The 14554-nt window shown below is 75.7% G+C and carries 13 protein-coding genes; 12 read left to right on the top strand and 1 reads right to left on the bottom strand.

Annotated features, from left to right (window positions below; genetic code table 11):
• Positions 1-4: 4 nt before the first annotated feature.
• From nirB to F1641_RS14625, 5 genes are all read left to right on the top strand, one after another.
• The gene (gene nirB, locus F1641_RS14645; protein ID WP_194906957.1) at positions 5-2656 is read left to right on the top strand and encodes a nitrite reductase large subunit NirB; all 2652 of its coding nucleotides are present in this window, start codon (positions 5-7) and stop codon (positions 2654-2656) included.
• 5 nt (positions 2657-2661) lie between these two features.
• Positions 2662-3000, top strand: coding sequence for a Rieske 2Fe-2S domain-containing protein (locus tag F1641_RS14640; RefSeq protein WP_194906744.1), 339 nt, complete (start codon positions 2662-2664; stop codon positions 2998-3000).
• 90 nt (positions 3001-3090) lie between these two features.
• Complete coding sequence (cobA, locus tag F1641_RS14635) at positions 3091-4371, top strand: uroporphyrinogen-III C-methyltransferase (protein ID WP_194906742.1); 1281 nt, start codon at positions 3091-3093, stop codon at positions 4369-4371.
• A complete protein-coding gene (locus F1641_RS14630) occupies positions 4368-5555 on the top strand; it encodes a uroporphyrinogen-III synthase (protein ID WP_309225621.1) in 1188 nt (395 codons plus the stop codon). Before cobA ends, F1641_RS14630 begins: the two co-directional genes overlap by 4 nt.
• Positions 5552-6349 carry a sirohydrochlorin chelatase gene (locus F1641_RS14625; RefSeq protein WP_206691216.1) on the top strand — a complete coding sequence of 266 codons (798 nt, stop codon included), beginning with the start codon at positions 5552-5554 and terminating at the stop codon, positions 6347-6349. The genes F1641_RS14630 and F1641_RS14625 overlap by 4 nt, the downstream gene beginning before the upstream one ends.
• On the opposite strand, the gene F1641_RS14620 is transcribed toward F1641_RS14625, so the two are convergent.
• On the bottom strand, positions 6324-7514 hold the full coding sequence (locus F1641_RS14620) for an ATP-binding protein (protein ID WP_194906740.1): 1191 nt from the start codon (positions 7512-7514) through the stop codon (positions 6324-6326). The genes F1641_RS14625 and F1641_RS14620 overlap by 26 nt on opposite strands.
• A gap of 133 nt (positions 7515-7647) precedes the next feature.
• Here F1641_RS14620 and F1641_RS14615 point away from each other — a divergent pair, with 133 nt between their 5' ends.
• The 7 genes from F1641_RS14615 to F1641_RS14585 all read left to right on the top strand — a co-directional run bounded on the left by F1641_RS14615 (position 7648) and on the right by F1641_RS14585 (position 14510).
• On the top strand, positions 7648-8667 hold the full coding sequence (locus F1641_RS14615; protein WP_194906738.1) for a YafY family protein: 1020 nt from the start codon (positions 7648-7650) through the stop codon (positions 8665-8667).
• 29 nt (positions 8668-8696) lie between these two features.
• Positions 8697-9833: a YafY family protein gene (locus tag F1641_RS14610; RefSeq protein ID WP_206691215.1), complete on the top strand. Its 1137-nt coding sequence runs from the start codon at positions 8697-8699 to the stop codon at positions 9831-9833.
• Complete coding sequence (locus tag F1641_RS14605) at positions 9830-10174, top strand: hypothetical protein (RefSeq protein WP_194906737.1); 345 nt, start codon at positions 9830-9832, stop codon at positions 10172-10174. The genes F1641_RS14610 and F1641_RS14605 overlap by 4 nt, the downstream gene beginning before the upstream one ends.
• Before the next feature lie 32 nt (positions 10175-10206).
• Positions 10207-10542, top strand: coding sequence for a hypothetical protein (locus F1641_RS14600; protein WP_194906736.1), 336 nt, complete (start codon positions 10207-10209; stop codon positions 10540-10542).
• Between the two features lie 110 nt (positions 10543-10652).
• On the top strand, positions 10653-10949 hold the full coding sequence (tatA, locus tag F1641_RS14595; RefSeq protein WP_375541498.1) for a Sec-independent protein translocase subunit TatA: 297 nt from the start codon (positions 10653-10655) through the stop codon (positions 10947-10949).
• Positions 10950-10994: 45 nt separating this feature from the next.
• A complete protein-coding gene (tatC, locus tag F1641_RS14590; protein WP_309225620.1) occupies positions 10995-11816 on the top strand; it encodes a twin-arginine translocase subunit TatC in 822 nt (273 codons plus the stop codon).
• Positions 11817-11879: 63 nt separating this feature from the next.
• On the top strand, positions 11880-14510 hold the full coding sequence (locus F1641_RS14585; protein WP_194906734.1) for an RNA helicase: 2631 nt from the start codon (positions 11880-11882) through the stop codon (positions 14508-14510).
• Positions 14511-14554: the final 44 nt, after the last annotated feature.

Genomic DNA, 14554 nt, shown 5'->3' with positions numbered 1-14554 from the left:
GCACATGAAGAAGGAGCAGGGCTCCACGAAGCGTCTGGTGCTGGTGGGCAACGGCATGGCCGGTGCCCGCCTGCTGGAGGAGCTGCTCGAGCGCGGGGCCGGTGACCTCTTCCAGATCACCGTCTTCGGCGACGAGCCGTACGGCAACTACAACCGGATCATGCTGTCGCACGTGCTCGCGGGGGAGGACGGCGAGGAGTCGATCTACCTCAACGAGCTGGGCTGGTACGCCGAGAACGGCATCGAGCTGCGCGCGGGGGTCCGGGTCGACGACGTCGACCTGCCGGCGCGCGAGGTGGTCGACGCCGACGGCGGGCGCACCCCCTACGACGTGCTGGTCATCGCGACCGGCTCCTCGCCGCACTTCCCGCCGATGGACGGGCTGCGCCGCGAGGACGGGTCGCTGCTGCCGGGCGTCTCGGGCTTCCGGAGCCTGGACGAGACCCGCGCGATGCTCGAGGAGGCCCGCCGCTACGGCACAGGCACCACGCCCGCGAAGGCGGTCGTGATCGGCGGTGGCCTGCTGGGCCTGGAGGCCGCCAAGGGCCTGCAGAACCACGGCCTCGACGTCACCGTCATCCACTCCCCGGCGCACCTGATGAACCAGCAGCTCGACGCCGACGCCGGCGCCGTGCTGCGCCGGTCCATCGAGGAGGCGGGGATCTCCGTGGTGACGGGGGCGCGCACCACGGGGCTGACGGCGTGCACGGAGCAGTCGGGGAGCGGCCGGGTCTCGGGCGTCGTGCTCAAGGACGGGCGGAGCTTCCCCGCTGACATGGTCGTCGTGACCGCCGGCATCCGTCCCAACACCGACGTCGGCCTGCGCGCCGGGCTGGTGGTGGAGCGCGGCGTCGTCGTCGACGACCAGATGCGCTGCGTCGACCAGCCCGAGACGCCAGCGGGGCCCGGCCAGGTGTACGCGCTGGGGGAGTGCGCCCAGCACCGCGGGGAGACCTACGGCCTGGTCGCGCCCCTGTGGGAGCAGGCGACCGTGCTGGCCGACGTGCTCACCGGCGCCGACCCCGACGCCGCGTACCACGGCAGCCGCACCTCCACGAAGCTCAAGGTGGCCGGCGTCGACGTCGCCGCCATCGGGCAGGCGGGCCCGGAGCACCCCGACGACGAGCACGTCGTGTTCTCCGACGTCCGCCGGGGGCTCTACCAGTCCGTCGTCGTGCGCGACGGCCGCCTGGTCGGTGCGACCCTGCTGGGCGACACCCGCAAGACCGCCGCCCTCCAGCAGGTCTTCGACCGGGGGCTGCCCCTGCCCGAGCAGCGGGTCGAGCTCCTCTTCGACCTCGGCGCCACGGCGGAGGGGTCCGTGGAGGACCTCGCGGACGACGCCCAGGTCTGCAACTGCAACGGCGTCACCAAGGGCGACATCTGCGGCGCCGTCGCGTCGGGCTGCTCCAGCGTGAAGGGCGTGATGGACGCCACGCGCGCGGGCAAGGGCTGCGGCTCGTGCAAGGAGGTCGTCAGCACGATCGTGGAGCACGCCGTCGCCGCCGGCGGGGGTGCGCTCACCGAGGACCCGTCGGTCCACTGGTACGTGCCCGGCGTGCCGCTGCGCAAGGACGAGCTGGTCGCCGCGATCCGCGAGCAGCACCTCACGTCGGTGTCGTCGGTGTTCGCGGCCCTCGCGCCCGGCGGCGCCGAGGACGCGAAGTCGAAGATGGGCCTGACGTCGCTGCTGCGCACCCTGTGGCCGACCGAGTTCGTCGACGAGCGCGACGCCCGGTTCATCAACGACCGCGTCCACGCCAACATCCAGCGCGACGGCACCTTCAGCGTGGTCCCGCAGATGAAGGGCGGGGTCACCACCCCCGACCAGTTGCGCCGCATCGCCGACGTCGCCGACAAGTACGGCGTCGGCATGCTCAAGGTCACCGGCGGGCAGCGCATCGACATGCTGGGCGTGAGGAAGGAGGACCTCCCCAAGGTGTGGGAGGACCTCGACATGCCGTCCGGCTACGCCTACGGCAAGTCGATGCGCACGGTGAAGACCTGCGTCGGCACCGACTACTGCCGGTTCGGCCTGGGCGACTCCACCGCCCTCGGCATCGCCCTGGAGGAGCGCTTCCAGGGCATCGAGACCCCCGCCAAGCTCAAGCTCGGCGTGGTCGGCTGCCCCCGCAACTGCGCCGAGGCCTACGTGAAGGACGTCGGCGTCGTGGCCATCGGGGGCGGGAAGTGGGAGGTGTACGTGGGCGGGGCCGCCGGGGCCTCGGTCCGCAAGGCCGACCTGCTCGCCACCGTCGACTCGCCCGAGGCGGTCATCCAGCTCACCGGGCGGTTCATCCAGTTCTACCGGACCTGGGGCAACTGGCTGGAGCGCACCTACGACTTCGTGCCCCGCCTCTCGATCGAGCGGGTGCGCCTGGTTCTCGTCGAGGACTCCGACGGGATGTGCGCCCAGCTCGACGAGGAGGTCGACGCCGCCTGCGCCGCCTACCGCGACCCGTGGAAGGAGCGCGAGGCCCCCGACGCCCCCGGCCGCTTCTCCGCCCCCGCCCTGCCGCTGCTCCCGCTCCCCGTGGTGCCCCGGCGCCCGATGGGCGCCCCCGGCGGCACCCCCCGCGAGCAGCTGCCCGTGGAGATCGTCATGCCGAACGAGGAGGCCCTTGTGTCTGGAGCGATGGCTGGAGCCCAGCAGTGACCGCGGTGGACACGAGGACGGCGACGTCAGGGGTGCGGGTCGCAGCGCTCGCGGAGATCCCCCCGGGGGAGGGTCGCGCCTACGTGGTGCCCAGCGGCGCCGGGGAGGTGCAGGTCGCCGTGTTCCACCACCGCGACGGGCGCGTCTCCGCCGTCGACGCCGTCTGCCCCCACTCCGGGGGCCCGCTGGCGGACGGGCAGATCGACTCCTGCGTGGTCGTCTGCCCCCTGCACCTGAACACCTGGGACCTGCGCACGGGGGAGTCGACGTCGGGTCAGGCCCGGGTGCGGGTCCACGGCGTCTCGGTCGACGACGACGGCGGGGTGCGCGTCACCCCCGCCTGAGGCACCGGGCCCGGTCGAGCCCAGCCGGAAGCAACACGGGTGGTCACCGAGCGCAACACCGGCGCAACACGGCGGGGGCACGCTCGCGACGTGGACCACCCGTACCCGCTGCACCTGGACCTCACCGGTCGCCGCGCCGTCGTCGTCGGTGGCGGGCCCGTCGGCGCCCGACGGGCCCGCGACCTGCTCGCCGCCGGCGCCGACGTCCTCGTCGTCGCCCCGCAGGCGTGCGAGGAGGTCGTCGCCCTCGCCGACGCCGGCGACCTCACCTGGAAGCAGGGGCGCTGGTGCGCCACCGACCTCGACGGCGCCTGGCTCGTGCACACCGCCACCGGCGACCCCCGCACCGACGACGCCGTGGCCGCCGAGGCCACCTCGCGCCGGACCTGGTGCGTCAGGGCGGACGCGAGCGAGCGCTCCCGCGCCTGGACCCCCGCCGTGGTCCGCCAGGACGACGTGGTCATCTCCGTCACCGCCGGAGGAGACCCCAGGCGCTCGGCCGCCCTGCGCGACGGCGTCCGCCTCGGCCTCAGCTCCGGCGCGCTGCCCCTGCGCCGCCACCGCCGCCCCACCGCCGAGCGGGGCCTCGGCCGCGTCACCCTCGTCGGCGGCGGCCCCGGCGACGCCTCCCTCATCACCCTCGCCGGCCGCCGCGCGCTCGCGGAGGCCGACGTCGTCGTCGTCGACAGGCTCGCCCCCCGCGCCCTCCTCGACGAGCTGGACGCCGACGTCGAGGTCGTCGACGTCGGCAAGGCCCCCGACCACCACCCCGTCCCCCAGCGCGAGATCGAGCGGGTCCTCGTCGACCGCGCCCTGCGCGGCCTGCGCGTCGTCCGCCTCAAGGGCGGAGACGGCTACGTCTTCGGCCGCGGCGCCGAGGAGGCCGCCGCCTGCCGCGCCGCCGGCATCCCCGTCGACGTCGTCCCCGGCATCACCAGCGCGCTCGCGGTGCCCGCCGCCGCCGGCATCCCCGTCACCCACCGCGGCACGGCCCGCTCCGTCACGGTGATGACCGGCCACGAGCTCCTCGGCGACGACGAGCTGCTCGACCTCGCCGCCCAGACCGCCCGCGGCGGGACCCTCGTGGTGCTCATGGGCGTCTCGCGCCTGCCCGAGCTCGCCGCCGGCCTCGCGGCCCAGGGAGCCGACCCCGACCTGCCCGTCGCCCTCGTCGAGAGCGGCTGCACCCCCCAGCAGCGCACCACCACCGCCACGCTGGCCACCGCCGCCGAGGTCGCTGCCCGCCGGGGGGTGCGCGCCCCGGCCGTCATCGTCATCGGGCTGGTCGCCGCCATGGCGCACCCCACCCGGGTGGTCGACCTGCGCACCAGCGCCCCCGCCCAGCAGCCGGCGGAGGAACCGGCCCCGTGAGCACCACCCCCACGGGCACCCCCACGAGCACCACCAGCGAGCTCGACCCCACCCAGCTGCTCGGCGCCACCATCGGCGTCACCAGCCACCGCCGCTCCGACGAGCTCATCGCCACCTTCACCCGCCGCGGCGCCGACGTCGTCCACGCCCCCACCATGCGCATCGTCCCCATCACCGAGGACGCCGACCTCCTGGCCGCCACTCGCGCCGCCATCGCCGACCCGCCCGACGTCCTCGTCGTCACCACCGCCATCGGCCTGCGCGGCTGGCTCTCCGCCGCCGAGGCCCACGGCCTCGACGAGGCCCTCGTCGCCGCGCTCGCGGACACCCGGGTGCTGGCCCGCGGTCCCAAGGCCCGCGGCGCCGTCCGGGCCGCCGGGCTGTCGGAGGCGTGGACGGCGGCCAGCGAGCAGACCGCCGAGGCCGTCGAGCACCTGCTCGCCCAGGGCGTCGCGGGGCGGTCGGTGCTGGTGCAGCTCCACGGCGCCCACACGCAGGGGGCCCTGGACGAGCTCGAGGCGCTGCGCGCCGCCGGGGCGGACCTGCGCACCGTCGCGGTGTACCGGTGGGAGCCCCCGGACGACCCGGGCGCCGTCGACGGGCTCGTCGACGCCCTCGCGACCCGCAGCCTCGACGCCGTCACCTTCACCGCCGCCCCCGGGGCCGTCGCGCTGCTCGAGGCCGCCGAGCGCCGCGGGCGGCTGCCCGAGGTGCTGGCGGCGATGGGCGGCGGCGCCTCCGGCCGGCCCGACGTGGTGTGCTGCGCCGTCGGCGACGTCACCGCCGCCCCCCTGCGGGAGCTGGGCGTGGAGCCGCTGGTGCCGGAGCGGTGGCGCCTGGGCGCCCTCATGAGGTGCCTGTCGGCCCACCTGGAGGTCCACCCGCGCGCCCGGGCGACCACGCCCGCCGGCGAGCTGGTGGTCCGCGCCCGCGCCGCGGTGCTCGACGGCCGCGTCCTCGACCTGGCCCCCGGAGCGCTGGCCGTGCTGGCCCACCTGGCCGCCGAGCCCGGCCGGGTCGCCAGCCGCACCGAGCTGCTGCGCGCGCTGCCCGCCGCCACCGACGGGCACGCCGTGGAGGTGGCCGTGGCCCGGCTGCGCTCGTCGCTGACCGCCCAGGCCCCCTCCGGCGGCGCGCTGGTGCGCACCGTGGTCAAGCGCGGCTACGCCCTGGACGTCGCGTGAGCACCACCCCGTCGTCGTCGGACCAGCCGCCGGTGCTGGTGGCGGTCTCGCACGGCACCCGCTCGGCCACCGGGCGGCGCACCGTCGCCCAGCTGCGCCTCGCCGTGGCCGCCCAGCGCCCCGACGTCCAGGTGCTCGCGGCGCACGTCGACGTGCAGAAGCCAGCCCTGGACGACGTCGTCGCCCGGCTCGCGGTCGCGGGCACGGCGCACGTCGTCGTCCCGCTGCTGCTCTCCACCGGGTACCACGTGCGCTCCGACGTCGCCTCGGCCGTCCGCGCCGCCCGGGCTCTGGGTGCCGGGTCGAGGGCCGCCGCCGCGCTCGGACCCGACGACGCCCTGGTCGAGGTGCTGCTGGACCGCCTGGCCGCCGCTGGCGGCCGCGACGACGACGCCCTGGTGGTCCTGGCGGCCGGCTCGCTCGCCGCCCGCGCCGTCGCCGACGTCGAGGCCGTCCTCGCCGCGGTCCGCGCCCGGCGCCCCCCCGACGCCGGGCCCGTGACCGCGGCGTACTCCTCGGCCCAGGCGCCGACCGCGCCCCAGGCGTGTGCCGACCTGCGCGCGGCCCACCCCGGGCGCCGCGTGGCGGTGGCCCCGTACCTGCTCGCGCCGGGGGTGTTCTCCCAGCGCCTCCAGGCCCTGCTGGACGACGGGCTGGCCGATGTCGTGGCCCCCACCCTGTGCGACGACGGCGACGTGGACCCCCGGCTCGCGGCGCTGGCCCTGCGCCGCTACGACGAGGCGCTGGCCGCTGCTGCCGGGGAGGCGGTCAGCCCGCTGGCTGCCGCTCGATGAAGTCGGCCATGCCCGGGACGGTGAAGGCCACGACGCCGTGCTCGGGGGCGTAGACCAGGCCCTTGGCGATGAGGCTGGCCCGGGCGGGACCCAGGCTCGCGACCTTGCGGCCCAGCCGGGCCGCCACCTCGCCCGAGGGGGTGCCGGCGTCGCCGTCGGGGGCCATCGCCCGCAGGTAGGCCTGCTCGGCGCCGGTGGCGCGGTCCCACCGGGAGCGGAAGAAGCCGTCGTCGAGGGCGGCCCGGCCGCGGGCGGCGCCCACGCGGGCGTCGGCGTGGGCGATGGTGTCGCCCTCGGCCTCGTTCCAGCACTCCTGCCCGAACTGCTGCAGGAAGTACGGGTAGCCGCCGGTGGCGGCGACCACCAGCTCGACGGCGCCGTCGGTCCAGTGCACGCCCTCGGCCACGGCCGGGGCCACCAGGGCCTCGACGGCGGCGTCGGGGGGCAGCTGCTCGATGCGCTCGTAGACGAACAGCCGCTCGGCGTACGACTTCGCCTCCGCCAGCACGCGGGGCAGGCTCGGCAGGCCGGCCAGCGCGACGAGCACCGGCCAGTCCTGCTGGCCGGCGGCGTGCGCCACGGCGCACAGGGCCGCCAGCTCGGCGGGGGTGGCGTCCTGCGCCTCGTCGACCAGCAGCGCCAGCCCGCCGCCGTCCTCGGCGGCGCCGGCGGCGACGTCGCGCACCAGCTTGGCGAGGTCGGCCTCGAGCACGCCGGTGTCGGCGCCGCCGCCCCCGACCTCGCCGAGGTCGACCCCGAAGTTCCAGGTGCCCGCGGTGTCGTAGGAGGCCTTGAAGCTCAGCGCCGTGCGCAGCGCGGTCAGCAGCCGGCGGCCGGCGCTGGGGCGGGCCCTGTCGACCAGGGGCGCGTGGAGGGCCTCGCCGACGGCCCCCCGGAGCCCGGCACCCCCTCCGGCGCCGGAGCCCGCGCCCGCCTCGACCTGGGCCACCACCCAGCCGCGCTGCGCGGCGGCGCTGCGGAAGCTCGACAGCAGCACCGTCTTGCCGACGCCGCGCAGGCCGTACAGGACGACCGGCTGCGCGGTGCGGCCGCGCTCGACCCGGTCCAGCCCGACCCGCCACGCCTCCCGCTGCCGGTCGCGGCCCGCCAGGGCCGCCGGGGTGCGCCCGGCGCCCGGGGCGTAGGGGTTCGCCACGGGGTCCACGGGACGATGGTAGGTGTAGGGACCTGTAGGGGGGTGTAGCGGATCACTACACGGCCCTACAGGTCCCTACACCCGTGCGCGCGCCGCCACCTGCGCCACCCCGGGGCGAGAGGGCCGCTGCTAGCCTCCCAGCGTGGCTGGAGGCGCGGCAGGTGCGGGAGACCGCCGGACGGAGCGCCTGCTGAACCTGGTGATCGCCCTGCTCTCGACCCGCACCTGGCTCTCGAAGGAGCAGATCCGCCGGGCCGTGCCCCAGTACGAGGACTGCGCCACCACCGAGGCGTTCGACAGGATGTTCGAGCGCGACAAGGAGGAGCTGCGCGAGCTGGGCGTGCCCCTGGTCACCGGCTCCGCGTCGGCCTGGTTCGACGACGAGCAGGGTTACCGGGTCGACCGCGACGCCTACGCCCTGCCCGAGGTCTCCTTCACCGCCGCCGAGCTGGCGGTGCTGTCGCTGGCCGCGCGCGTGTGGGCCCAGGCCAGCCTCGCCGGTCCCGCCGCCCGCGCCCTCACCAAGCTGCGCGCCCTCGGCGTCGAGGTCGACGAGCAGTCGCTGATCGGCGTCGAGCCCCGCGTCCGCACCGCCGAGCCCGCCTTCGAGCCGCTGTACGCCGCGGCCCGCGACCGCCAGCGCGTCACGTTCACGTACCGCACCGCCGGGCGGGGCGACGGAGGAGGGCGCGTGGCCAAGCGCACCGTGCAGCCCTGGCAGGTCACCTCCTGGCACGGCCACTGGTACCTCGTCGGGCACGACCTCGACCGCGACGCCCCGCGCGTCTTCCGCCTCTCCCGCGTCGAGGGCGCCGTGCGCCGCAGCGGGCCCGCCGGCGCCTACGAGGTCCCCGACGACATCGACGGCCGCGCCATGATCGCCTGCGTCGCCGCCGGCGCCCGCGACGGCGAGCCCCGGACCGCCCGGGTGCGCCTGGCCGGGGGAGCGGCCGGCCAGCTGCGCCTGCGCGCCGGGGTCCCCGCGGCCGCCGCCGGTGACGACGTCGAGGCCGAGGTCGTCTTCACCGACGTCGAGGAGCTCGCCGCCACCGTGGCGGCCGCCGCGCCCCACGCCGTCGCCCTGGCCCCCGACGACCTGCGCGAGGCCGTGGTCCGCCGCCTGCGCGGAGTGGTCGACGCCCACCCCGTGGCCCGCGCGTGACCCCCGCCCCCAGGAGGCCCAGGCCGCCGGTGCAGCCCTCGGCCGCCGACCGGCTCTCCCGGCTGCTGGCGATGGTCCCCTGGGTGCTCGAGCACCAGGGGGCGCCGCTGGACGAGGTCGCCGACCGGTTCGGGATCACCACCGACCAGCTGGTGAAGGACCTCGAGCTCCTCTTCGTCTGCGGCACCCCCGGCCACCTGCCCGACGACCTCATCGAGGCCGACTGGGAGGGCGGGCGCCTGCACATCGGCAACGCCGACGCCATCGCCCGGCCCCTGCGCCTGGGCATCGACGAGGCGCTCGCCCTGATCACGGGCCTGCGCACGCTCATCGACGTCCCGGGCTTCGCCGGCGAGCAGGACCGCGAGGCCCTGACCGGGGCCCTGGCCAAGCTCACCGAGGCCGCCGGCGAGGCCGCGCACGCCTCCCGCGCGCTCAGCGTCGACCTCGCGCGCGACCCAGGGGTGGGGGCGGGGGCGCGCGAGAGCAGCGACGTCCTGGTCGCCGTCCGCGAGGCGCTGCGCCACCCCGGCGGGCGCCGCCGGCTGCGCCTGCACTACCTCGTGCCCTCGCGCGACGAGACCACCGAGCGCGACGTCGACCCGATGCGCCTGCTCACCGTCGACGCCCGCTGGTACCTGGAGGGCTGGTGCCACCGGGCCGGCGGGGTGCGGATGTTCCGCGTCGACAGGGTCGTGACCGCCCGCGTGCTCGACGCCGACGGCACCCCGCCGGCCGGTGCCGTGGCCCGCGACGTCGACGACGGCCTGTTCACCCCCGGCGAGGACGACCTCGTGGTCACCCTCGAGCTCGACGCCCAGGCGCGCTGGCTGGTGGAGCACGTCACGGTGGAGTCTGTTGAGGAGCTCGGCGAGGGGCGGGCCGCGGTGCGGCTGCGCACCTCCGACGACCGCTGGCTGCGCCGCCTCCTGCTGCCGCTGGGGGCGCCGCCGTCGTCGTCGACCCGCCCGAGGTGGCCGAGGGCCTGGCCCGCGCGGCGCGCACCGCCCTCGAGGCGCACCTGGGCGTCACCCGTCGGGGCGACACCCGGGCGGAGCAAGCGCCGGGCTGAGCGGTCAAGGCCGCGTCGCGGAGTCCCGATCAGGTTCGTGTCAGCCCCTGCGGAGCGGGGGCGCACCACGACCGGAAGGACCCGCGCACCATGACCACGATCAAGGCCTCGTGCCCCACCTGCGGCGACGTCGAGCTGACCCCGCCCCAGGTGCGCCTCGTGGTGTGCACGGTCTCGGCGTGGAGCTTCTACGCGTTCCACTGCCCCGAGTGCACCGAGGAGGTGCGCAAGCACGCCACCGACGACGTGGTGCGGCTGCTGACCACCGGCGGCGTGCCCGCCGAGCACTGGGCCGTGCCGGCCGAGGTGCTCGAGGAGCACGTGGGCGCCTCGATCAGCTGGGACGACGTCCTCGACTTCACCCTCGCGCTGGAGGACACCGACGTGCTGGCGGCCATCGCCGGCGCCGTGCCCACCACGCGCCACCTCGCCTGAGCGAGGACGGGACCCACCACTAGCCTGCTGAGATGGGCTGGTGGTGGGTCGCGGTGTACCTGGGGCTGGGTGTGGCGGGCCTCGTCGTGCTCGGCGTCCTCGCGTGGGGCGTGGTCCGCAAGGGCTTCGCCGTGCTCGCCGCGCTCGGAGAGGCGTCCGCCCGCGCGGGCGAGCTGATGGCCCAGGTGGAGCACCTGCCGACCCAGAAGCCGGCGCACAGCGTCCTGGACGACCCGTACGCCCTGCGCGCCCAGCGCCGCGCCGAGCAGGCGAAGCTGCGCAGGCGCCGGGCCCGCCGCGTGGCCGCGCTGCGCGAGGGCCGCAAGGAGCAGCTGCGCGTCCGCCGGGCGCAGCAGCTCGTCGGCTGACCGGTCGCTGACAGCGACCTCCCAGCCGACTCCGGCCGAGAGCCGGTCGACCCCGGCGGTCGCGGGGTTACAGTGAGGCGAACCCACACCGGAGGTGGATCGTGCGCGCAATCTTCGACAACCCCGTGCTGCTCGTCGTCGTGCTGCTGCTGGTGGTGCTGCTCTTCGGCGCCAAGCGCCTGCCCGACGCGGCCCGGAGCATCGGCCGCTCCATGCGGATCTTCAAGTCCGAGGTCAAGGAGATGAAGGACGACGACCGCCGTCCCGACTCCGAGGGCACCGAGGCCCGGAGCACCGGCTCGCCCTCCCGCCCGCTGGAGGGTCGCGTCGTCGACGACGAGCCCCGCCGCACCGAGGCGCCGCGCGAGCAGGGGTCCTACGACCCCCAGCAGCGCCACTCCGCCTGAGCGCCGCTCGCTGACGCCCGCCACCGACTGACTGGCTGACCGACCGTGGCCACCGAGACCCCTCCGCGTCCTTCGCGCAGGGGCAAGGACCCGGAGGGGCGGATGCCCCTGCGCGAGCACCTGCTCGAGCTCCGCAAGCGCATCTTCATCGCGGGTGTCGCGATCATCCTCGGCTCGGTCGCCGGCTGGTACCTGTACGACCCGGTCTTCAACTACATCACCGCCCCCATCAAGGCGGCTGCTGACGCCGGTGAGGACGTCAGCATCAACTTCGGCCAGGTCGGCTCGGCGTTCGACATGAAGCTGAAGATGTCGGTGTGGATCGGGTTCATCGTCTCGAGCCCGGTCTGGATCCTCCAGGTCTGGATGTTCATCACCCCGGGGCTCACCCGCAAGGAGAAGCGCTACGCGCTCGGCTTCGTGGCGGCGGCCGTGCCGCTGTTCCTCGCCGGGGTGTACCTGTCCAGCTTCTTCATCCCCAACGTCTTCCAGTTCTTCACCTCCTTCACCCCGGAGTCCGGCTCCAACATCATCTCCGCCGAGGTCTACCTGGGCTTCGTCATGCGGACGGTGCTCGCCTTCGGCATCGCCTTCCTGCTGCCGGTCGTGCTCGTGGCGCTCAACCTGGCGGGGCTGATGTCCGGCAAGGCGGTGCTGAAGGCGTGGCGCTGGGTGACCGTCGTCTGCTTCGCGTTCGCGGCCATCGCCACGCCCACGCCCGACATCACCTCGATGTTCCTGCTGGCCACACCGATGCTCTTCCTGTTCGCCGTGGCCATCGGCATCTGCCTGCTCAACGACCGCCGACGGCCCAAGAGCGACCCGCAGTACGCGGGCCTGTCCGACGACGAGGCCAGCGCCCTCTAGCTGTCCGCCCCGCACCTCCCTCGGCCCGGAGGCGCTGTCGGCCGCGCCGCTTAGGCTCGGTGCATGGCATCTCCAGCGGAGCGGTTCGCCGCGGCCCGCACCCGTCAGCAGCGCGAGAAGTTCCTGGCCACCAGCGAGCTGGGGCGGTTCCGCGAGGCCCTGGGGTTCGAGCTCGACGAGTTCCAGCTCCGCTCCTGCGAGGCCCTCGAGGCCGGCCGCGGGGTGCTGGTGGCCGCCCCGACGGGGGCGGGCAAGACGGTGGTCGGTGAGTTCGCCGTCCACCTGGCCCTCGCGTCCGGGCGCAAGGCGTTCTACACCACGCCGATCAAGGCGCTGAGCAACCAGAAGCACGCCGAGCTGGCCGAGCGCTTCGGGTCCGCGCAGGTGGGCCTGCTCACCGGTGACACCTCCGTCAACGGCGACGCGCCCGTCGTCGTCATGACCACCGAGGTGCTCCGCAACATGCTCTACGCGGGCTCCCCGGCACTGGCGGGCCTCGCCCACGTGGTCATGGACGAGGTCCACTACCTCGCTGACCGCGCGCGCGGCGCCGTGTGGGAGGAGGTGATCATCCACCTCCCCGACGACGTGCTGATCACCTCCCTGTCCGCCACCGTCAGCAACGCCGAGGAGTTCGGCGACTGGCTCGCCACCGTGCGCGGCGAGGTCGACGTCGTCGTCTCCGAGCACCGCCCGGTGCCCCTGTGGCAGCACGTCATGGTGGGCACCCGCGTGGTCGACCTGTTCACCGAGCGCGACGGCCAGACGCCCGTCCCCAGCCGCCGCGGCACGGCGCCGGCGCAGCCGACCACCCAGCTCGAGGTGAACCCCGAGCTGCTGCGCATGTCGCGCGACGACGTGCAGCGCGGCCGCGGGGGGCAGGGAGGCCAGGGCGGCGGGCGCGCCCACCCCGGCAAGCGGCCCCCGCGGGGGGCCCAGCGCTCCCCGGCGGTCCGGCTGCGCCAGCACGCGCCCTCGCGCGCCGAGGTGCTCGCCGAGCTCGACGAAGCCCACCTGCTGCCCGCCATCGTCTTCGTGTTCTCCCGCGCGGGGTGCGACGCCGCCGTGCGCCAGTGCGTGGCCGCCGGCATCCGCCTCAACACCGAGGCGGAGCGCCGTGAGGTCCGCGAGGTCGTCGAGGAGGCGTGCTCGGCCATCCCCGACGCCGACCTGGCCGTCCTGGGCTACTGGGACTGGCTCGACGGCCTCTCCCGCGGGGTCGCCGCCCACCACGCGGGCATGCTGCCGACCTTCAAGGGGGTCGTGGAGGACCTCTTCGCCCGCGGCCTGGTGAAGGCCGTCTTCGCCACCGAGACGCTCGCGCTGGGCATCAACATGCCCGCCCGCAGCGTGGTCATCGAGAAGCTGGTGAAGTTCAACGGCGAGTCGCACGTCGACATCACGCCGGGGGAGTACACCCAGCTGACCGGCCGGGCGGGCCGGCGCGGCATCGACGTCGAGGGACACGCCGTCGTCGTGTGGCAGCCGGGGCTCGACGCCGAGGCGGTGGCCGGTCTCGCCTCCACCCGCACCTACCCGCTGCACTCCTCGTTCCGGCCCACGTACAACATGACGGTCAACCTGGTCGACCAGGTGGGGCGCCCCCGGGCCCGCGAGGTGCTGGAGACGTCCTTCGCGCAGTTCCAGGCCGACCGCGGCGTGGTGGGCCTGGCCCGCCAGGCGCGCAACCAGTCCGAGGGGCTGGCCGCCTACGCCGAGGCCATGACGTGCCACCTGGGCGACTTCGCCGAGTACGCCGCCCTGCGGCGCCGCATCGGCGAGCTGGAGGGCGAGGGGGCTCGCCGCCGCCGCCGCGGCCCCGTGGAGGAGCTCGCCCCCCGCGGGGCGCGCCCTGCGGCTGCTGGGCCCTCCGCCGACGCCGTCACCGAGGAGATCGGCAGGGTCCGCCGGCGCCTGCGCCAGCACCCCTGCCACGCCTGCCCCGACCGCGACGACCACGCCCGCTGGGCCGAGCGCTGGGCCCGGCTCGACCGCGAGCACAAGGGCGTCCTGTCGCGCATCGAGTCGCGCACGGGCACCATCGCGCGGACCTTCGACAGGGTCTGCGTGCTCCTCACCGAGCTCGGGTACCTCGAGCCGGTCGCCGGCAGCACGGGTAATCGGGAGCTCGAGGTGACGGCGGCCGGGCAGCTGCTGCGGCGCGTCTACGCCGAGAAGGACCTCCTCGTCGCGGAGTGCCTGCGCTCCCGCGCCTGGAGCGCCCTCGACCCCGCCGGGCTCGCCACCGTCCTGTCGACGATCGTCTACGAGGCCCGCCGCGAGGAGGGCCCGCCGGCTGCCGCCACCCCCGGCGGCGTCGCCGTCGCCCGGGCGCTGACGGCCACAGTGCGCGCCTGGGCGGGGCTCTCGGACGCCGAGGAGGCGCACGAGCTGCGGGTCACGCCCGAGCCCGACATGGGCCTGGTGTGGCCGGTGCACCGCTGGTGCCGCGGCGCCTCGCTCGACGCCGTGCTCGACGCCGGACCGGCGGACCTGGCCGCCGGTGACTTCGTGCGCTGGGCCCGCCAGCTGCTCGACCTGCTCGACCAGGTGGTCGTCGTGGCCGCCTCGGCGGGCGACGAGGCCGGTGACGCGCTGGCGCGGACCGCGCGGCAGGCCATCGGGCTCGTCGACCGCGGCGTCGTGACGTACTCGGCGGGGTCGGCCTCCCGGCCGACGGCTCCGGTCGTCTGACCTGCACCGACGCGCACACCTTCGACTCAAGGTCGAAGGTGTGC

It is taken from the genome of Quadrisphaera sp. INWT6, from assembly GCF_015390235.1.
Lineage (GTDB): Bacteria > Actinomycetota > Actinomycetes > Actinomycetales > Quadrisphaeraceae > Quadrisphaera.
Note: the sequence above shows the minus strand (reverse complement) of the source record. Positions and strands in the feature narration are given on the sequence as shown.